This window comes from Enterobacter sp. BWH52 (assembly GCF_001037565.1).
In the GTDB taxonomy this organism is placed as follows: Bacteria; Pseudomonadota; Gammaproteobacteria; order Enterobacterales; family Enterobacteriaceae; genus Enterobacter; species Enterobacter hormaechei_C.
In genome coordinates this window covers 3,506,651-3,526,417 of record NZ_KQ089854.1, presented here as the reverse complement: position 1 = coordinate 3,526,417, position 19,767 = coordinate 3,506,651, and the positions used below count along the sequence as shown (strand labels likewise).

Annotated in this window: 16 protein-coding genes; 6 read left to right on the top strand and 10 right to left on the bottom strand. The window is 55.7% G+C overall.

Annotated elements, in window-relative coordinates:
• Nucleotides 1-455: 455 nt before the first annotated feature.
• On the bottom strand, nucleotides 456-1,373 hold the full coding sequence (locus SK47_RS16620) for a LysR family transcriptional regulator (protein WP_023323641.1): 918 nt from the start codon (nucleotides 1,371-1,373) through the stop codon (nucleotides 456-458).
• A gap of 98 nt (nucleotides 1,374-1,471) precedes the next feature.
• Here SK47_RS16620 and SK47_RS16615 point away from each other — a divergent pair, with 98 nt between their 5' ends.
• Nucleotides 1,472-2,194 (top strand): SDR family oxidoreductase, encoded by a 723-nt coding sequence (locus SK47_RS16615; RefSeq protein ID WP_048244794.1) that lies wholly within the window; start codon nucleotides 1,472-1,474, stop codon nucleotides 2,192-2,194.
• 39 nt (nucleotides 2,195-2,233) lie between these two features.
• On the opposite strand, the gene SK47_RS24380 is transcribed toward SK47_RS16615, so the two are convergent.
• The 8 genes from SK47_RS24380 to SK47_RS16575 are packed head-to-tail and all read right to left on the bottom strand — an operon-like array spanning nucleotide 2,234 to nucleotide 14,093.
• Nucleotides 2,234-2,659, bottom strand: a complete 426-nt coding sequence (locus SK47_RS24380) for a Rossmann-fold NAD(P)-binding domain-containing protein (protein ID WP_232926573.1) — start codon at nucleotides 2,657-2,659, stop codon at nucleotides 2,234-2,236.
• 35 nt (nucleotides 2,660-2,694) lie between these two features.
• Nucleotides 2,695-4,893 (bottom strand): glycoside hydrolase family 2 protein, encoded by a 2,199-nt coding sequence (locus SK47_RS16605; RefSeq protein WP_048244793.1) that lies wholly within the window; start codon nucleotides 4,891-4,893, stop codon nucleotides 2,695-2,697.
• The gene (locus SK47_RS16600) at nucleotides 4,862-7,594 is read right to left on the bottom strand and encodes a hybrid sensor histidine kinase/response regulator (RefSeq protein ID WP_048244791.1); all 2,733 of its coding nucleotides are present in this window, start codon (nucleotides 7,592-7,594) and stop codon (nucleotides 4,862-4,864) included. The genes SK47_RS16605 and SK47_RS16600 overlap by 32 nt, the downstream gene beginning before the upstream one ends.
• A gap of 2 nt (nucleotides 7,595-7,596) precedes the next feature.
• The gene (locus SK47_RS16595; RefSeq protein WP_003862244.1) at nucleotides 7,597-8,031 is read right to left on the bottom strand and encodes a globin; all 435 of its coding nucleotides are present in this window, start codon (nucleotides 8,029-8,031) and stop codon (nucleotides 7,597-7,599) included.
• On the bottom strand, nucleotides 8,028-9,422 hold the full coding sequence (locus SK47_RS16590; RefSeq protein ID WP_022651690.1) for a DUF3131 domain-containing protein: 1,395 nt from the start codon (nucleotides 9,420-9,422) through the stop codon (nucleotides 8,028-8,030). Before SK47_RS16590 ends, SK47_RS16595 begins: the two co-directional genes overlap by 4 nt.
• A complete protein-coding gene (locus SK47_RS16585; protein ID WP_032609971.1) occupies nucleotides 9,407-10,954 on the bottom strand; it encodes a DUF3131 domain-containing protein in 1,548 nt (515 codons plus the stop codon). Before SK47_RS16585 ends, SK47_RS16590 begins: the two co-directional genes overlap by 16 nt.
• A complete protein-coding gene (locus SK47_RS16580; protein WP_048244788.1) occupies nucleotides 10,951-12,282 on the bottom strand; it encodes a DUF3131 domain-containing protein in 1,332 nt (443 codons plus the stop codon). Before SK47_RS16580 ends, SK47_RS16585 begins: the two co-directional genes overlap by 4 nt.
• Nucleotides 12,279-14,093: a glycosyltransferase family 2 protein gene (locus tag SK47_RS16575; RefSeq protein WP_048244786.1), complete on the bottom strand. Its 1,815-nt coding sequence runs from the start codon at nucleotides 14,091-14,093 to the stop codon at nucleotides 12,279-12,281. The genes SK47_RS16580 and SK47_RS16575 overlap by 4 nt, the downstream gene beginning before the upstream one ends.
• Before the next feature lie 282 nt (nucleotides 14,094-14,375).
• On the opposite strand from SK47_RS16575, the gene opgC reads away from it, so the two are divergent.
• The 5 genes from opgC to SK47_RS16550 are packed head-to-tail and all read left to right on the top strand — an operon-like array spanning nucleotide 14,376 to nucleotide 18,481.
• Nucleotides 14,376-15,593: an OpgC domain-containing protein gene (gene opgC, locus SK47_RS16570; protein WP_048244784.1), complete on the top strand. Its 1,218-nt coding sequence runs from the start codon at nucleotides 14,376-14,378 to the stop codon at nucleotides 15,591-15,593.
• Nucleotides 15,594-15,603: 10 nt separating this feature from the next.
• Nucleotides 15,604-16,503, top strand: a complete 900-nt coding sequence (locus SK47_RS16565) for a hypothetical protein (RefSeq protein WP_003862255.1) — start codon at nucleotides 15,604-15,606, stop codon at nucleotides 16,501-16,503.
• Between the two features lie 8 nt (nucleotides 16,504-16,511).
• A complete protein-coding gene (locus tag SK47_RS16560; protein WP_032609966.1) occupies nucleotides 16,512-17,726 on the top strand; it encodes a PP2C family protein-serine/threonine phosphatase in 1,215 nt (404 codons plus the stop codon).
• Entirely contained in the window at nucleotides 17,716-18,054 is a 339-nt protein-coding gene (locus tag SK47_RS16555) for an STAS domain-containing protein (protein WP_003862258.1), read from the top strand. Before SK47_RS16560 ends, SK47_RS16555 begins: the two co-directional genes overlap by 11 nt.
• A 7-nt stretch (nucleotides 18,055-18,061) precedes the next feature.
• Nucleotides 18,062-18,481 carry an ATP-binding protein gene (locus tag SK47_RS16550; RefSeq protein ID WP_022651685.1) on the top strand — a complete coding sequence of 140 codons (420 nt, stop codon included), beginning with the start codon at nucleotides 18,062-18,064 and terminating at the stop codon, nucleotides 18,479-18,481.
• 100 nt (nucleotides 18,482-18,581) lie between these two features.
• On the opposite strand, the gene SK47_RS16545 is transcribed toward SK47_RS16550, so the two are convergent.
• Nucleotides 18,582-19,757 (bottom strand): cupin domain-containing protein, encoded by a 1,176-nt coding sequence (locus SK47_RS16545; protein ID WP_048209485.1) that lies wholly within the window; start codon nucleotides 19,755-19,757, stop codon nucleotides 18,582-18,584.
• Between the last annotated feature and the right edge of the window lie 10 nt (nucleotides 19,758-19,767).

The window sequence follows — 19,767 nt, the reverse complement described above, 5'->3', positions numbered from 1 at the left end:
ATAATAATAATTAAAATGTGCGGTAAATATTTAATTTTGGTTATGTTTAATTTCTGCTTAATAGTAATTTAAGTTAGGGTAAAATTTCTGGTGTATGATATATTTTAAATTCTCTCATTTATAAAATATATTTTTGCGTGCGGGTTAATTTCTGCTACTCCAAAAATAACGTGATTTCTTCTCATGTTTTATAAATAAAAGGCCGCAAGCGTGGCCTTTCAGAGGCAATCGGTATTAGTCTAAAGAAATTAAGCCGATTTCCACGAGGGCGGCTAATGTCAAAAGAATAAAAAGGATAACAACTATTGGTCTGTACATTTTTAAGGTTCCATCCTTGTGTGAAGTCCTGCCCATCGTGTCCGTTGTCATTTTCCATGGTAATGACGTGCTGTCGTTGATGCTCATCAAAGGGACGCAGCAGATTGAGGAAAATCTGCATTCAGGGTTGGAACCATTCAACGCTGTGTGGGTTGCGTGGCGGGGAGCTGTCGCCACTGGCGGATGTGCTCGATCAGGGCTCTGAGCTTGGGGGCCATATTGTGGCGCTGGGGAAAATAGAGATAAAAACCAGGAAAAGATGGAAGAAACGCATCCAGTAAGGAAACCAGCTGTCCTGATTCAATGTACGGTGTGAAGGTGTCCTCGGTGGCAAAGGTTATACCACCGCCGGCCAGCGCGAGGCTGAGCATAAGACGCAGATCGTTAGTGGTGATTTGTGGTTCAATTGCCACATCGAAAGGGACGCCTGCTTCCTCAAACTCCCAGCGATAGGGGGCAACGTCCGGGGAAGGGCGCCAGCCGATACACCGATGAGCGACCAGCTCACGGGGATGCGCCGGTGCGCTGTGTGTCGCCAGATAGGAAGGTGAAGCCACCACCCGTTCACGCTGCTGGCCCGTAAGGGGAATCGCGATCATGTCTTTTTCGATAACTTCGCCCAGTCTCACCCCAGCGTCATAGCCCGCTGCCACGATATCGAATTCCTCATCTGACACGAAGACATCAAGCGATACCGCAGGATGCGCTGCCGCAAACGAGGCGAGCAGTGGGCCAGAAAGAAACGCTTCCGCTATTGAGGTGACAGCGATCCTGAGCTGTCCGCGCGGCATGCTGTCCGAGGTGACATCGTCAAAGGCCGCCTCAATGTTGGCGATGGGCCCCAGCAACGATTTATGCAACCGTTCACCCGCTTCGGTGAGCCTTACCGAGCGCGTGGTGCGCATCACCAGCAGGGTCTGAAACCCATCTTCGAGACGTCTTATCCCCTGGCTGACAGCGGAACGGGTGATGCCCAGCCGCCCGGCGGCCGCGCTGAAGCTGCGCTCCTCGGCGACCGCCAGAAAAAGCGGTAACAAATTAAGATCAATTTTCATTGTTTAACATCGCTAACCAGTGAGTCCAGTAAAGGCAGGATACAAGAAACAATGTTGAGACTCTATGATTGCTTTGAACTCAACTGAAGGAGCAAAACATGAACAAAGTGATCTTAATTACCGGTGCCTCCAGCGGTATTGGAGAAGGTATTGCCAGAGAGCTGGGAAAGGCAGGCGCAAAAGTTTTCCTGGGGGCACGCAGGCTGGAGCGCATCCACGCCCTGGCTGATGAAATCCGCAGCGCAGGAGGAGAGGCAGAGGCTCAGGTATTAGACGTTACCAGCCGCCAGTCGATGGCCGCCTTCGTTGAGGCTGCACGGGAAAAGTGGGGCCGCATTGACGTTCTTATTAACAATGCGGGCATTATGCCTCTGTCTCCGCTTTCGGCTGGCAAGCAGGATGAGTGGGAACGCACCATTGACGTGAATATTAAGGGGGTACTGTGGGGAATTGGCGCGGTTCTGCCGATTATGGAAGCCCAGAACTCGGGGCAGATCATTAATATTGGCTCGATCGGTGCCTTGTCCGTCGTGCCCACGGCCGCCGTCTATTGCGCGACCAAATTTGCGGTCCGGGCCATTTCCGATGGTTTGCGTCAGGAAAGTTCAAACATCCGCGTGACCTGCGTCAACCCCGGAGTGGTGGAAAGCGAACTGGCCTTGACCATTACGCACGAAGAAACCATGGCGGTGATGGATGCGTACCGGGCTATTGCTCTCAAACCAGCTGATATCGCTCGCGCCGTGCGCCACATCATCGAGGCGCCTGAGAGTGTCGATACCACCGAAATCACCATCAGACCTACGGCCTCCGCAAACTAACGTAGCGTGTCAGGCATCAGCCTGACCCGCTTCACTCTCTTACCACGGCTGTTCGGGCGGCATAATAAACAGCTCTGCCACGTTCACATGTTCCGGTGCCTGCAACACGTAAGGAATCGAGTCGGCGACATCATCGGCTTTCAGGAACGTCATCTTTTCCTTCAGCTGTTCCATCTGTGCACGATAATTTTTGTCACTGATATGCTCGAATAATTCACTTTCAACGGCACCCGGCTGAAGCGAGGTGACGCGAATGTTGAACTGAGGCGCCAGCTCCACGGACGGGGGGGTTATATGCCGCTGCCAATGGTCGAGGAAGATTTCGCAGCGGGAAAACGGGTTACGCTGAACGTGCAGATGCAGCCCGACGTCGGGACCGGTTTTTCCTTGTGGGCAGTGCACCTGGAAGAACCTCCGCCCGGCCTGGCCAGGTGCTGGTTCGTTAACACGCTGAAAGGCTGACATGCCGGGTATCATTAGCATCGTTGGGTAGCCAGCATTCATTGCTCAGGAGGGCTTTCCACTCTCTCATTGCGCTGGTTGGAACCCACGGTGTTACCGGCGCGATCCGAAATCTCATACTCAATGGTAACGTTATGCCTGGTGGTCGGTGTGACGGTGATGTCCTTGATCCTGCTGCCCGAATCGGGGGGAAGCGTGAGGCTTGTATTGCCTTTAGCCAGCACCCGACCATTTTGCTTCACCTGCCACTTCAGACGACACGCCTCACAGGCGGACCAGGTGTCATTGATCGCCCACAGGCGAACCGTTGCTTCGCTTCCCTGACGCCACACCGCCGTCACGGGTTCAATCGACGGCAGAATGGGCTGATAGGCTTTTTGCAGGGCGTAGTAGCCCGCTTTCGGCTTACGCAGATAATCCACGACGCCCCAGTTGATGGAGGGCCAGGTTTCTACAAACATAAAGTGGAAGAGGGCAGTTACCGGCTGGTAGCGCTGCCGACGATAGCTCTCTGCCGCCATTGCCACCAGCTCTGCCTGGTAACGCTGGGTGTTGGCAATCATCTCCTGAATGGTATTGCCCCGCGGAATATTGGCAAATTTAAAGGTCTGGAAGGGCTGGAAGTTATGGTATTTCCAGTGCGTCCAGCCGGGATCGTCGGCGGAGGTGCTTTTCGGCCACATCAGGCGGGCGGGAATGATGGTTTTCAGGGTTGAGAGTCGCGGTAGCGCCTGAGCGCCAAACTCCGTGATGATCGCGGTTTTGGCGGGGCCAAGAAGATCGCGCATGGTGCCAAAGTACCATCCGGCCCAGTAGTGTTCTTCCACCGCAGAAAAACGATGCACTATGCGCGAGGTATCTTGCGAAAGCGCGTCTCCGACGCGTTTCGTCAGCGTCTGGTTCAGGTTTTTATTCCAGTCGGGAAAGCGTTTTTCCATCCACGGTGAATTCCATGGCGGCTCGTTATGACCGCCCCAGACGATAATGGCCGGGGAATTACCAAACTGTTCAACCATCTCGCGGGTCTGTCGCGCGGCATTATCCGCGAAGGCGTCGCTGTTATTGTAACCCCATTGCAGGGGGACATCCTGCCAGATCATCAGCCCCATTTCGTCAGCCACATCGTAAAGTGCCCGGCCTGCCACATGCGAGTGAACGCGTATCGCGTTGGCGTTCATTGCCTGCACCAGCCTGAAATCGCGGCGATATTTTTTGCGTGTCATGGTGCTAAGCCACGGGGAGCCGATGTAATTACTCCCTTTGATAAACAGGCGTTTGTCATTAAAGAGCCAGCCCTTGTTGTCAGGCTGCTTCACTATCTTGCGTAACCCGGTACGGGCAACTGCGGTATCCATCACTCCTTGCTTATCCGTCAGGGTTGCGCGCACTCGGTACAGGTTTGGCCTGCCATAGCCCACTGGCCACCAGAGCCTGGCGCCTTGCATTGGCAGCGTGACGCGAAGCGATTGCGGCTTTCCGTCCGTTCTCGCAAGGTTTACAGGGAATTCCTGCTTTACAGGCGGGCCCGTAAAATTGTCTGGCGTGGCCGACAGGCGCAAAGTTACGTCACCGGCAGACAATGCCCGGTAGCGGATCTCGGCGTGCAGCGCTGGTTTGCTCAGCCCTTCACGCCAGTCCGGACGCAGTATTACCTCGTCGATGGTCACTCCGCGGCTCAAATGTAGCTTTACCGGCGACCAGATCCCCCCGGAGTTGGCATCCTGGCCGTCCTCTGACCAGGCCCCGCCAGGGCGGGTATCGTGCTGGTTAAGTACGCCTTTAACCATCGTTTTATGCAGCGGCCAGATTGTTTTCGGATCTTCCCAGGGACTGTCCACCCGCACGGCGAGCTTATTGTGTCGCTGCAAAGCATCGCTTATGTCTACCGAGAAGCGCTGAAAATACCCCTCGTGATGGGCAAGATGCCTGCCGTTGAGCGTGACGTCGGCAAAATAGTCCACGCCATCAAAGACCAGGGTGGCCATGGTATCGGGCGCGCGCCTGGGCAGGGTAAATTCGTGCCGATACCAGAGGGCACCCTGATGATCGTATCCGGCGCTGTACCAGTTGGCCGGAACCGCAATCGATCGCCAGTCGCGGTCAGGCGCGCTGGCGCCATCAAAGGTGCTGAGGTTGGCGTCATGCACGCGCCACATTCCGGCCAGTGACCAGGTGACGGGCTGGCTGGCCTGGGCCAGCAGAGGGCTAATTGCCAGCAGCAGAAGAAGCCTGATCATCTTTAACCTCCTGTGCTCTGCGGCGCAGCCAGGCCGCAGAGCGTCTGGCCTCCTCGATAAGCTCGCCATGTAAAACGCTCAGCCCCGTCTGGTTCAGCGAGACCGCCTGACTCTCCAATTGCTGGAGCACTTCTGAAAGACGAATGAAACCGAGGGTGACGGCTTCGCCGCGAAGCTTATGAGCGGCCCGCCGCAGGGCATCGCGGTCATTATGCGCAATGTTCAGCGCCATGGCTGCCACCGCCTCGTCAAGACCGTTGCCGAACAGCGCCAGCAATTCATTAACCAGTTCAGGATCGTCCGCGCACTGTTTTAACAGCTGTGCCTCATCCGGCAGACCCTTATCTTCTCCGGCGAGAACATGGGCTATCTCCTCCCTGAGCGCCTCCTGACTTACCGGCTTGGCAATATAGCCGTCGAAGCCCATTGCCAGACAGCGCGCCTTGTCACCCTGCATGGCATGGGCGGTCATCGCGATGGCGGGCTGGTGGCTACGCCCCCGCGTCAGTGTCTCCTCACGAAGCAGGCGAATGGCCGTTTCACCGTCCATTTCTGGCATTTGCAAGTCAACCAACATCAAATCCCAGGACTGTTCACGCCAGCGTTCGAGTGCCTCCCGGCCATTGGATACCACTTCGCAACGGTGGCCGAGCTGCTCCAGCAGGCGTCTGGCGACTTTCTGATTCACCAGGTTGTCCTCGGCCAGCAGGATACGCAGACTGGCCTGCGCAGTAACGGGCGCAGTAACGGGCGCAGTAACGGGCGCAGTAACGAGCGCAGAAGCGGGCACAGCCGTGGGAGAGGCAAGGGGAGCGGGTGCCAGGACGCTGGCTATGGTTTGATAGAGTTCACGTTGGGCAACCGGCTTATGCAAATAGTGGGCAACCCCGATGCGCTTGAGCATATTGGCATCGAAATGGCGGCTCATGGAACTGAGCATAATGATGTGGCTTTGCTCGGCCTGCGGCATAACAGAGAGCTCAATGGCCAGCGATACACCGTCCATATCCGGCATCTGGGCATCCAGCAGGATCAGCGGCCAGTATCCCCTTTTTGCGGTCAGGCTTAACGCTTCCCCGGCGTTGTTAACACAGGTCGGTGTCAGACCCATCTGGCGAAGCATGGTGTCCAGCAGCCGCAGGTTGGTACTGTTGTCGTCTACCACCAGTACCGATTCGCCGTTAAAGCGTGCTACAGGAGCATCGGTTGCTGAGACAGCCAACTGACCTTCCAGTGGCAACGTAAAAGCAAATTCGCTGCCTTCACCCGGCTCGCTCTGAACCGTTAGCTCTCCGCCCATCAGACTTACCAGGCGGGCAGAAATGGTCAGCCCGAGGCCAGTACCGCCGTAGCGGCGGGTGGTAGAGCTATCGGCCTGGCTGAACGCCTCGAAAATGGCTTTTTGTTTCTCCATCGGGATGCCAATGCCGCTGTCGCGTATGCGAAAACGCCAGTGCCCTTCACTTTCTGTAGGCTCTATTGCCAGCATAACCTCACCGTGATGGGTGAACTTCAGCGCGTTGCCCAGGAGATTAGTCAGAATTTGACGTAGTCGGGGACCATCAACGATGAGCACTTCCGGCACCCCCGGAGCGATATCCACCAGCAGTTCAATGCCTTTTTCGCTGGCGGAGGGCATATGCGGGCGGATGAGCGACTGCACAAAGGGGCGGATTTCCAGCGGCTCTGTATCGACGGTCATCTTACCTGACTCAATGCGTGAGAAATCGAGAATGTCATTGATGATATGCAGCAGTGACTGCGCTGAACTCATCACCAGAGAAAGATATTCACGCTGTTCGGGGGTGAGCTGTGTATCGAGGCAGAGCTGAGTCATGCCCAGAATGCCGTTCATCGGGGTGCGAATTTCGTGGCTCATGTTGGCGAGAAATGCACTCTTCGCCTCGTTGGCCTCCCGGGCCACTTTCGCCGCTTCAATGGCTAACAACTCGGCCTCCTTGCGGCGGGTGATGTCCTGTAGGGTGCCGATCACCCGTTCGGCCTGCTGCTGCATACTGAGGGTGACCACCTGTCCCGAAACCAGCATCCAGCGCCAGCCCTGCGTCGCGTGTTGCACGCGAATCTCACTTTCAAACACCGGCATGTGCTCCTGCCTGGAGGCGATCATCGCGTTGCGCAGGACGGCACGATCCTCTTCATGGACCAGATTCAGTAAAAAGCGCAGCGGGTAGTGCAGCTGCGTACGCGACTGACCCACCATCGCCAGCAACGTATCGTTCACCTCCAGGCTGTCGTGAGAGACCTGCCAGTTCCAGATGCCGATCTGAATGGACTCTGCGGTCAGTAAAAAATCATCGTGCAGCTGCTGGCGCGAGCGCTGGGCGTCGTCAAGCTCGGTAATATCGGTATGCAGGCTGAGAATGCCGCCATCGGCGAGACGCTGATGCTGCACGTAGAGCCGCCGGTTTCCCGACTGCCGCACCTCTCGATGGCTTGACTGACGGCAGTTGCGAACGATCGCTTCACGCAGGGTCCGGCGGCGGGTGGAGTCGATGTTATAACCCGCATCAATAAATTTCTCCGCCAGGCTCTCGAGGGAAGCGCCGGCGATCAGCCAGGGGGCGATCACCGGGTAAAAGCGCGATATCTGGTCATTCCAGGCCAGCAGATGCTCGGCGGGATCGTAAATCATCACCCCCACAGGCAGCGCGTTGAGATCGAAACGGGATGTGGCTCGCATGGTTACTCACCTCTGGCCTTATAATGCAGCTCCGCCTGGCGGCGCAGATACTCCAGCCCGGGGGCAATTGCCATCGCCCAGGCTGTGAGGATCTCTTCATCGCAAAGTGGATCGCAGGCGCGCACGGTCCTGAGCATTGCCTCCCGCCAGAGGCCGAAAAATCGCGGTGGCAGGCCTAGTCCTTCATCACTCTGCTCCCGCGCCAGGCGTTCCAGAAAATCGGGTACAAACAGCGCACCGTCAACGGCAAGCATGGCGAAAAAGCTCTTGAAGATCGTCTGCTGGCCATCTCCGCCCTGGTCCCGGGCAAAGTGCTGTTCTGTCTCCGGTGACATATGGATAAACGTTTCCCAGAACGTTTCAAAAAAGTGCCGTTTATCATTCTCCGGCAGGACGCGGTTCAGGCTGGCGTCAAAGAGATCGCGATAAAATTTCATGGTGCGGCCCTCAAGGCACGTTCGCCGGGCAGACAGAGGCCGGGCGGATTGAAAGGATCCGACGTGCGGCGGGCAAAATAGCCATCATTCTTCACAAGGCCGTTTTCAAACAGCGGTCCGGCGTTGTGTTTGTACAGCAGCGCTTCCAGCACCATGGCGTTCGTCGAGAGGGTTAGCGTCGGGTTGATATCGCCGGTGGCCTCAACGCGGCCCTCAAACCAGCCCTGTTGCGGGTTATTCAGGTGTCGGGTTATAGCCATCAGGGCATCGGTATATTCGTTTTCCCACAGCGTCCAGAGCATGAAGACCGCTTTGGTGGTCACCTGTGCCAGCCGGGGATAGCTTTTACCGTCATCGCCCAACGTATTCCAGGCGTAACCATTTCCCCAGACGGTGTCCTCGACGTGCCATGGCGCCTGAGAGAGGTAAAAATCGGCGCGTGCGGTGAGTATGCCGTCGTGCTCCCAGCGCGTTTTTTGGCTGAGCCATACTCCTTCGGCCCGGGCGCGCAGCCTTTTTTGAATATCGACGGCCACTCCGGGAGCCTGCCAGCCAAACTCCAGACCCGGGAGCATCGCGGGGAGGGTGGAGAGCAGCGATGGCTGCCAGGTTGTTCTTGGATCGCGCGCGTCAACGGCGAGGCTGCGCTGGTACATGATGACGTTCTGGGAAGGCGGGGAAAATGCCTTGCCCGCCGGGAATCCCCACAGCCGAAACGCGCTGGCGGCATATTCGCTTTCACCCAGCCGCAGTTCGTCGCGTACCAACAGCTGTTCGTTCTGCTCGGACGCAGACCACAGCTCCCCGTCTTTATCCACCACCGGACAAAAATTCCAGCGCAGGATGATCTTTTCCAGATATTCGCGGTACTCAGGTGCTCGCTCGGCAGTGAGACGCAGGGCCAGCATCAGCCGCGCCATATCTTTCGCCGACCATCCGCGCTGCGCCGGTTTTCCTGTGAAATCGATGGGCGTGGCCGTACGGCTGGAATAGAGTCTGCCTGGCGTGCGGGTTTCGGTCAGCGTCAGGCGATTGAGTGTTCCGAGCAGGCGCGTCAGCCGTGCATCAAACTCGGCCGCCTGGATCAGACCCAGCTCGCGGGCTGCCAGCAGGGCGATAAGCGTATCGCCCATTTGCCACAGCGTAACGCGTGGCTGTTTATCGCTACCGTTGACCAGCCCTGTCTGAGGCTGTGTGTTATTCTCAAAATAGCGCCAGGCGATACCCGCCCACTCCCGCTCCTGCGGGGTCAGGCTACTGATGCGAGCGGTGGTGTGCCAGCCGCCTTTGGTCAGCCAGCGCCACCCTGCGCTTTCGCAGCTGAACAGGGCGAAGGCGATAATAAGAATGAGGACGGCGGCAGCCAGCCAGCGGGCTAAGGTCTTAAGCATTGTGCGGTCACCGGCGGCAGTTTCACAGGCTCGTCCGTATTACAGGTAGCACATTGACAGGCCTGGCAAGCGGGTTTGGTGCGCAGAGTGGTCCCGGTTTGTTCACACCATGTCTTCACTGCGGGCGTACTGTTCAGGAATGGACGGTTGCGCGAGGCATTATTAGGCTCAAAGAGATCCACCAGCTTTTTTTCCCACAGGGAAGGGGCAAAGTGGGGATCTTTGGGATTATCGCTGTTGAACTGCAACAGCTTGCCCTCTTTTTTGAACAGCAATGCTTCAAGCATGATGCCGTTGTTATTGGCCGTGAATTCTTTGATGGGGCCGTCGCCGTTTTCGTACAGCCCTTCATAGTAGCCTTTGCCCGCCTCGTTGGCGTTTTCAATGGCGTCCAGCAGGCGGTCGGTATAAGGCGAATTCCAGAGAACCCACATCCCGAGCGCCGCTTTCAGAGAGACGGCGGCCGTATTGGGAACGTACACGCCTTTATCGGTGATGGTGTTCCAGTTGAAGCCGTCGCTAAAGACGGTGTCGTAGACGAAGTAGGGTGACTGATCGAGTTGATGCTCAGAGCGAGCAGATAAAATACCGGTGATGGCGTAGCGATTCTCCTGAGCCTGGTAAACCCTGTCGGCGAAGTTTTTCATCCACGGATGGGTGTAGTCACGCGGGCTGTTTTCCCTGTCCGTCGGTTTGTCGAAACCAAATTCGAGGCCGTAAAGCACATAGGATTCGGTTACGACGTAATTATGCTGGCTGGTAAGGCGCGGATCGCGCGAGTCATAAGGCACCATTACGCAGTAGATCTCAGCCAGCTCGTAGGGCTGAGGCTGGCTGGCCTGACAGGTGCCAAAGCCCCACAGCGCAAAGCCCGCTGCACCATACTCTTCGTAGCCCAGCCGCCCCTCCTGCACGTACTTTGGCTGGCCATTTTCCAGGTAGGCTCCGTACATCATTCCACAGGGGTTGATGACGTTGGTGAAGTTCCATCCCAGCAGCACGTTATCAATGCTGTTGCTGTATTCCGGATAGCGCTCCTTAATGACCTTCAGCCAGATCAACATCCTGCCGATGTCCAGCGCCGAGAAGCCAATCTCGCCAGGTTTGTTCTGGTAGTTAACCTTCTGACCTGTGATGGTGTTATAGGCTTTATTGGGCAGTTCGTTGCGGAATAAATCCAGTTTGTTCAGGGTAGCGAGTAATTTCAGCATTCTGCGATCGAACTCAGCTTTATCAATAATCCCCAGCTCCCTTGCGGCCGTCATCGCGGCCATATAAGAGGCGCTGTCCCACATAGTGGTTGAGGGGTATTTATTAACGGCATTTACCAGGCCGGTTGTGGGCTGATAGTTAGCAACGAAATATTGCCAGGCGTTTTTGGCAATAGTCATCTCGCGAGGCGTGAGTTCGCCGCTACGCGGTGGGTAATCAGAAGCGGGAAGTCCAGCCGCTGCCTGTGCCGCAGAGAGTGAGAGCCAGCACGCCACAAGCCCGGCCAGAAGAGGAAAAAAGAGTATTGATTTCAGCTTCATGGCTTCGCTCCTGCTGAAGAGGTTTGGGGAGTGGCGGGGCCAGGGCAGGCCAGACAAAGCATCTGACCGTGCGCAATGTACGCCAGGCTTTCGAGGACGACCGCATTGGTATCGGCATCAACGATCTCGTTCACGCTGCTGTTGAGGTTAAGCCCGCGCTGCCAGCCCTTGCCTGGTACCTGTAGCTTTTGCACCTGCTGGCGCAGTGCTTCGCTCCAGCCGTTGCGGAACAGGGCGTACCAGGCAAAGGCGGTGCGGGTCGAAGTCATCGCCGTTTGCTCCGGCGTGGCGTCAAGCAGAGCGCTATTTTGCAGCGGCTGGCGATTGGGCAGATCGTTGACGTAATCCGGCGCGGGCTCGGCGTAATCGGTGCTGATCGGCGGCTTGCGGACCCGAAGGCTATGTCGACGCTGTTGGATCTGCATTATGCGCCATGTGATTTCTGCGCTCTGCGCATCAAAACCCAGCTCAAGCCCCGTTAATAAATAGGGAAGGCTGATAAGCGAAGGTTGGCGACCCCACGGCGTACGCAGCCCCTCGTCGGGCACCATTATTCCGTCGATGTCGATCATCTGCTGCCCTTCTGGTGGATTCGTCACGGCCAGTCCCGCCGCGCTGTCGATCAGCCGAAGCGTATGGCTTGCATAAAGACGATAGCCGAAGCTGTTTCTCGGCTCGTCCGTCGCCAGCGCCCAATGGTGGAGCGGGACCGCGGCCTGGCTGGTGGTGTTATTGGCAATCAGGGCGCCCATCTTCCAGCGATCGAGCAGATTGCGTACGGCGCCAGCGTGCTGAGGATAGCGCCACAGCAGCGTTTGCAGGGCGTTAAGCAGGCGGCCCATGCCGATAGCCGAGGCGTCCGGTATGCCCAGGGTCTCAAGTGTGTCGGCATGGTAATAGGCGGCGGGCAGCCCCTGAGGATTGAGTGGAAGGCTTGCGAGGGCCGCCAGTGCGGCCGCGATGCGTTCATCAAACTCCTCGGAAGTAAGAACGTTGAGCTGCCTGGCGGCTGCAACCGCAAAAAGATAGCTGCCGGTGCTCCACAGGCTGAGCCAGGGTTCACCGTCGTGCGCGTTGGCCAGGCCATTCGGCTGCGTGTTGTTCACATAATATTGCCAGGCCACCCGCGCCCAGATGGCTTCTTCGAATGTCAGTTCACGCGGAGCGGGCAAGGGTGGGAAATCGTTACTCAGCGATATCCCTGCGCTGCTCTCAACGCGTGTCGGCATCTGTTTTTCAACCCAGACGACAATAGCGAATCCCAGCAGAAAGCCGAGCAGAATGGTGAGGTAGCTGCGGGCTGACAAAAGTGCGTCGCGTTTTCTCATTCGCTCACCTCTTCTTCAGCCGGGGTCCACATGGCGGCGAAGATCAGCGGCAGCATGGCGGCAATGTTGACTGCACCCCAGAAGATATTGATAACGTAGCCGGACGGATCGTCAACCTGCCCACGTGCAACCTGAATACCGCCCCAAATCAGCCCCGCCAGCGTGAGCACGACGATGGCGATTTGCGGTTTCACCAGGTATAGAAACCGTCCCGTCTGCCTCTCTTTGGGGGTAACGTGGAATTTGATCTGCTCTCCGCGCAGGACTGTGTTGAGCGCGCGCAAATTCATGGAGAAGAATGAGAGATACGATGCTCTGCCATCCCAGGCTGATATTCCCCAGGTGCCGAACATAAACGCCAGCTCCGAAACAATAAAAAAGGGCAAAAAATGAAGATAAAAGGGTTCAGACCAGGCTGATACAGGCGGAATGCCGGTAAACAGGTACACAATGGGCGATATCAGGAAAACAGTGTTCCACACGCAGGCCAGATAGGACCAGAAGGTGGTGGCGTACATCAGCGTTTGCGGCAAAGAGAGCTTAAAACGGCGGCGGCTGAAAATATTGTCATGGAACAGAATATCCAGTGAACCCGCGGCATATTTGAAGCGCTGGATCATCCACGTCAGCATATCCTGCGGTGAGAGCATTTTCGATTCAATCCGCGGGTGCATTACCGAGCGCCAGCGGCGGGCGGCATCGCCGTGGAGCAGGATGGAGGTATAAATATCTTCTGAAACGTGAAACTTATAGGGCGTAAGTTCTGTGTCGAAGGCCACGTGAGGACGCATGGCGTCCTGAAGGGTTTCACGCATGACGGGATCGCGTATATCCCGCGTGTGGCGATCGATCTCTTCTTCTATCGTCCAGACGTAGCTGCGCAGCGCTGCCTGCATTACCGCTTCGCGCCTGTGTATAGAGGCCGCACCGCAGCAGAAGGCGGCGTTGGCCCAGTTTCGCCGTCGCAGAATGACGTCATAAAACATGCGCGGATCGTTAAAAAAGGGATCGCGGCCGATGGTTACTGGCCCGATGAACTTCTGGGCGAGCCATCCGAGCCCGTATCCCGTTTTGCCCGCTTTTCGCCCAAGCCAGCGCGCGAGGTTTTCCCCCTCCGGCAGGTCGAAGAACCACTGCGGTGTCTGAACCCAGGCCACGTCAGGGTCACGAAAGTAGCCCAGCGTGTGGCTGAGCAGAGTGGGGAAGACCCGGGTATCGGCATCGCAAATGATCAGGAAATCACCGTCGGTTTGCTCAAGTCCGTTTCGCAAGTTACCGGCCTTAAAGCCAATATTGGTCTGGCGGGAGATGTAGTTTGCGCCTTCCTGATCGCAGACGGCTTTCATCTCCGGACGCCGGCCATCATCGAGCACGTGCACCTTGTAGTCCAGCGGGCCGGGGTAATCCATCTTCATGGCGTCCCGAATTGAAAGCCTGACCAGCTCAACATCTTCTGAATAGGTTGCGATAAAAAGATCGACCTTGATGGGTCTTGAGGCTTCCGCGTCTTCGGAGCGCAGGCAATCATTGATCTCAATCGGGGGCGGATTTTGCGGCGGATCGTCTTCTTTCCACAGGTTTATGGTGAATAGCACTGTGCCGATCCAGGCCAGGGTTTCAGCCAGCACCAATGGAATGGCATACCACAGCGCGTCGGTATTTAAGGAAGCTGTCCAGCGCCAGTAAATATAATTAGCGCCTAAAATCAGCGAGGCAACCGCCAATACCTGCCATGTTAACATGACCCATCGCGGTGTCTTAAGCGGTTCAGGCGGCTGGCGATGTTCAAAACGGGTAAAATAAAAATCCATAGAGAAGGATATCCTGTTTCCACGATAGTTATTAATTACAGACCCGTTACTGACAGGGAGCGCAAAACGGAAAATAACGTCCGTAAACAAAAAGTAAAGTAAGTGTAGATGGCGGAGGAAATAATTCCAGAGAGGTTAAAACTCGATTGTTTACACGCGCTAAAATAACTGTTAACTACGCTTAATAATATTTGAAGCGTTATCAAAAATTGCCAGATGCTTTTGTTTACGCTATCTAAATAAAATACAAGAAACTTTTTAGCATGGAGAACGCGACGCCCCATGAGCCAGATTGCGCCTGTGCTTATAAATAAAGACGTTGAAAAACCAACGACATGGCGTTACATCGCGTCGGATAAACGTGATTTACGTATTGATTTTATGCGCGGTATCGCCTTAGTGATGATGGTGGTGGCGCACACGGAAGTGATGTCGATATTTAATATATTTACCTGGGAAAGGTTTGGTCTGGTCACCGGCGCTGAGGGTTTTGTGATCCTTTCAGGATTTATGCTGGGAATGTTAAACCGTGTAAGATTGCAAAAAGCAGTATTGTTGACTATATCCTGGGGACTTTATCTGCGTGCATGGAAAATATATCGGATAAATATCATCATTATTCTTTCATTTTTACTGTTAGGATATCTGCCGTTTATTAACGTCTTTGAGGTGACCCATTTTACCGATCGTTACTCAGGTACAACCTGGTCACTGTATCCGGTGACGCCGCAAATTAAAGAAACCTGGTTTAACATTGTCCTCTACCTGCAAATTGGCCCTCATCAAACGCAAATCCTTGGGCTCTATATTTTTCTTCTGCTGTTAAGCCCCCTGTTTTTGGGGATGCTCCAGAAAGGATACGTCTACTGGCTGCTGGGTTTATCGTTGCTCGTCTACGGCGGCTGGCAGATGTGGCCGGTACGCGCTACGCCGTCTCAGTTTGAATTCGCGTTTCCGCTGCTGGCCTGGCAGTTTATTTTCGTGCTGGGTATGTGCAGCGGTTGGTACAAAGAGGATTTGATCTCTTTTGCCCGTACGCCCGCCGGTAAGGTCGTGCTCGTGGCGCTGGTGATAATTGCGCTGCTTCTTGGCTTTATCGCCCAGAACCATACCAACCCGTTTATGCCGCCCGCACTGCTAATGCACAGCCTCTCGCCGGAGGACTTCAACGCTTTTTATCATACCTGGGCGGCAAAAAATGGCCTTGGGCCCGTCAGGGTACTTAACGATATCTGTCTGATGGTGACCGTCTATTTGGTGCTGACCTGGTGCTGGCTGCCCCTGTATCGCCTCGCAGGCTGGTTTCTTATTCCGCTGGGTCAACATTCGCTTTATACCTTTATTTTGCATGTCTACGTCGTATTTCTGATAAGCCAGTTCGTCACGTTCGATCTGTGGCGCCAGGACTGGATAGTGAACACCTTCATTCACGCTGCGGCGCTGGGCGTGCTGTGGCTGATGGCGAAATATAACGTCGCCGCGCGCTGGATACCTAACTAAGGAAGGGCTGATGCGGGATAAATTTTTGCTGACCTGCGCACTGCTGTGCGTTGCCACTGGCGCAGAGTCGGCGCCGAAGGACGATGCGGATTCACTACGTGACAAGAACGGCGAGCCGGTGCAGGCTGGCGTGTTCACCAGCCGCTGGGGTCGCCTGTTCTCCGGTAATGAAGACGTCTTCTCTGGCGCGCTGAGCTTTAGTTCGGGACTAAAAGAGCAGTGGATGACTATCCCTAACAGCTCGGACACCGCAGAGCAGAAACGTAAATACAACCAGACGCTTAATCTCAGCCTGCAATACTCACCCTACAGTTACTGGTTTGCGAACGTGACATCGCGTTTGCCGGTGACGGACACCAGCCGCTACACGGCCGATTTTCGTTACAGTTTTGGCTATGATGACTGGCATGCCAACACTTTCAGCCTGGTGTACAGCAATTACGGGGATAACCGCTTCTGGACGTCAGGAAACCGTCGCCACACCTATTTTGAGCAGGGGGCCGTGACGCTGGCGTATAAATTTTCACTGCCGAAACCGATAGAGAATACGCTCCTGATTAACAAAGGCGACTCTATCATTTGCCAGATGGGCTACAGCTGGGTTCCGCGTTATTACGATCTGGACAGCAACGATATCCGCAAAAACAAGAACGTGGTATTGGGCGGGTGTGGTTATACCTTTAAGCAGCACTTCTTCGTGCGCGCCACGGCGTTCTGGTTTCCGGACAGCAGCCAGCAACAGCCCTGGAACGGCGACTACAGCTATAGTTTTGGCTATGCGGGTTATACGCCAGGTTCATTCTCTGTTCAGTATGCTAACTACTCCGGCACCCGTTACCCCGGTCACCAGAGCGGCAGCGGTAAATTCCGGGAAGGCACCGTCAGCGTCATCTGGTTCTTACCGCTTTAGGAGGGCGTATGTTGTCACAGCACGTCCTGATAGTTGAAGACTCACTGGTTTATCGTCGCCTGCTTAGCCGAATGCTGACGCAGTGGGGGTATACCGTCTACGAGGCGGAGAACGGCGTTGCCGCGCTTGAGATCCTCGAAAACCAGCCAGTCAGCCTGGTGATCAGCGACTGGGATATGCCGGAAATGGATGGCCTGACGTTGTGCCGGGAGGTTCGCAGCCGTCAGTTCGGACATTATGTTTATTTAATTTTGCTTACCGCACGCGAAGAGCCGGGCGATCTGACGGTGGGGTTTGACGCCGGTGCGGATGATTTTCTCAACAAGCCGGTCGAGCAGAGTGAGCTGCGGGCGCGATTGCACGCGGGGGCACGGGTTCTGTCCCTTGAGGCCACGCTTGCTACGCGTAATGCACGTCTCAGTGAGGCGTTAAGGCAGATAGAGCAAGACCTTGAAGTGGCGGCGCGGATCCAGCAGTCGGTTCTGCCTGCGCATCAGTTGCGTTACCGGGATTACTTTGCAGACTGGATTTTTTTGCCGTCAGCCTGGGTGTCCGGCGATATTTTCAATGTCTTCCCGCTGGACAATCACCTGGGATTCTACTGTGTAGATGTGTCGGGGCACGGCGTTGGTGCGGCGATGATGTCACTTGCCGTGGCCCGTCAGTTTCTGCATGGCAGGGCGGTAGAGCGTTTTCTGTTTGCGGACGATAGCGACGTTGCTTCCCCTGCGGAAGTCGTTCGGATCCTGAATGGTCGCTTTTGCAGCGAAGAGGTTGAGATAATGAGTTATTTCACCATGATTTACGGTGTTATCGACCTGACAACAGGTGAAGGCAAGCTTTGCCAGGCCGGGCATCCTACGCCGTTCATTGTGAACCCTGGCGGCGAGGTCAGGACGGTAGGTGAAGGCGGCGCGCCGGTAGGATTGATGCCGGATCTCAGCTGGTCAGACGTAAGCTTCTCGCTGGCGCCGGGTGAGCGCCTCTGCCTGTTTAGTGATGGCATCACCGAGTGTGAAAATCCTGACAACGAACAGTTTGGTCAGGCTCGTTTGCAGCGTCGGCTTCAGGATGACGCCACGCTCGCACTGGAACGGCTCTTACCGCAGTTTGCGCAGCATCTTATACGCTGGCGCAGCGGAAAATACCGTGAACAGCAGGCCATGGCGGACGATGTTTCCTTATTAGTGATTGAGCGTACAGGAGTAAACGATGAACATTGATACAGACCGACTGGACGACGTAAACATTATGACGCCTTCGGTGCGCCGACTGGACGCCTCGGTGGCGGCGGTATTTAAGGAAGCTATTGCCCGGGAGATTGGGGTGGATCGTAAAGCCCTGATAGTCGATTTCAGCAAAATCGATTTTATCGACAGCAGCGGCCTTGGCGCACTGGTTTCCCTGCTGAAGATGATGAATGGTAAAGGTGAAATGATGCTGTGTGCGCTGAACCCCGGTATACGCAACATGTTCACCCTGACCCGTATGGATCGCATATTTCGCATTTGCCCGGATCGCGCTACGGCACTTTCGCATCTAAATCAGTGAGTTGACTGTGGCTAACGACATTACTTTTCCCGCCACGTTAACCTCCGTCTCGCCGCTTGCGGCATGGCTTGAGCGTCAGATGGCTTCGCTGTCCGTTAGCGATGACTGGCGCTTTGCGCTCGATCTCGCCGCCTGTGAAACGGCTACCAACATTATTCGTCATGCGCTACATGAGGATCCGGAACGTTGCTTCACCGTGGAGTTCATCGTTACCGTCTCGGACGCGGCGCTGCGTTTTACGGACGATGGCGATAAATTTCCCGCTGAACGTCTCGCGGCGGTGCGTGACGACGCGACGTTCGATGCCTCTCTTTTGGCTGAAAGCGGCAGAGGACTGAAACTCATTTTGTTGTATGTGGATAATTTCACGGTGGAAAATATTGCAGGGAAAAATATCACCGTTCTGGAGAAGAGGATGGTCGGATAATTGTGACGTTTAAGAAGGTCCGATCAGGGCTGTATGTGGGTATTCACAATGGCGCAGTGATCAATCTGCGCCAGTATCGTGATGACGAGCACAAGCCCAGTCAGGCCTCCGCCAGCCATTTTGCCAGTATCGCACCGGCCCGACGGGCCGTGGCTGGCAGGATGTCGGCATCCGCCACGTAGCCATCAGGATCGATACAGCGATTGTGTTCTCTCGCCTCGTGCAGGATCGCCTCGTCCCAGTAGAGGCGCTTACGCTGATCGCCCCGGGTCGTCAGAATAAACTCCACATTGCCATCAACCGCGCGGTAGCGGCGCCAGCTGTTTGCCGGAATGGAGATCACCGAACGTTCCGGGGCGATAATGCTGACTTCCTTACCCGCCTCGTTCCAGGTCACCTCCAGCTGGCCTTTAAAGACCATGATCACCTGAATATCCGGGCAGAGATGGCGACCGACAATGTGGTCGTCAGCAAGACGCAACCATTCGACGGAAAAACCGTGCGGGCTCAGGATAGCGGGAGCGGAATCCCGATCCTGTGAAATGCCGAAACCGATAACCGGCGCAATTTCGCCGCCGTGTCCCGGCAGCACCGAATCCAGCAGTCCCTGTGCTGACCAGCGGCGGTCATCGCCGGTTACCGCACGCTGGCGCATCTCCTCAACGCTGTAGTCACGCAGACCGGCAATATATTGCTCTGACAGCGGCGTCAGCAGCGCGGCGGGATCGGGCGTTGGCTCACCTGGCTCCTGCGCAATCAGCATATTATCCTTGCTGAGATACATACCGTACTCGCTGGCGGCCGCCAGCACTGACGGGTGCCAGATGATGCCGCCCGTGTTGTCCCCGCCGAGCACGGTAAATACCATGCCGCAGGTATCTTCTTTACTGACGTTGGTGAAACCGCGGAAGATCCAGGTCGGTATTGAGAGGATGGTGGGCGCGCTAAATTCAGCTTCATGCTCGCCGTTGGCGCCCCAGCGAAAACGCCACGTCCCTTCATGGATCAGGAACACTTCTGCGGTGAAATGCAGATGCAGGTTATTCGTCACCCCTTTTGGCATAGCCGCCGCGCCAATGTTAAAGCCGTGCGGCTCGGGAATATTGACGACCTGCTCGCTGGACTGGGTTACACCCGGGCCGATGAAGGAATAGTTTTGTTTGAGATGCGAGCCGGGCAGCTTGCAATCAATAAAAGCAAGATTGCAGGAGACCATATCGTCGGGGGCGATTAACCGTGTTCGTGCCTGGCTCTGGGTAAGATGGATAGTTTTCATCATTTCTCCT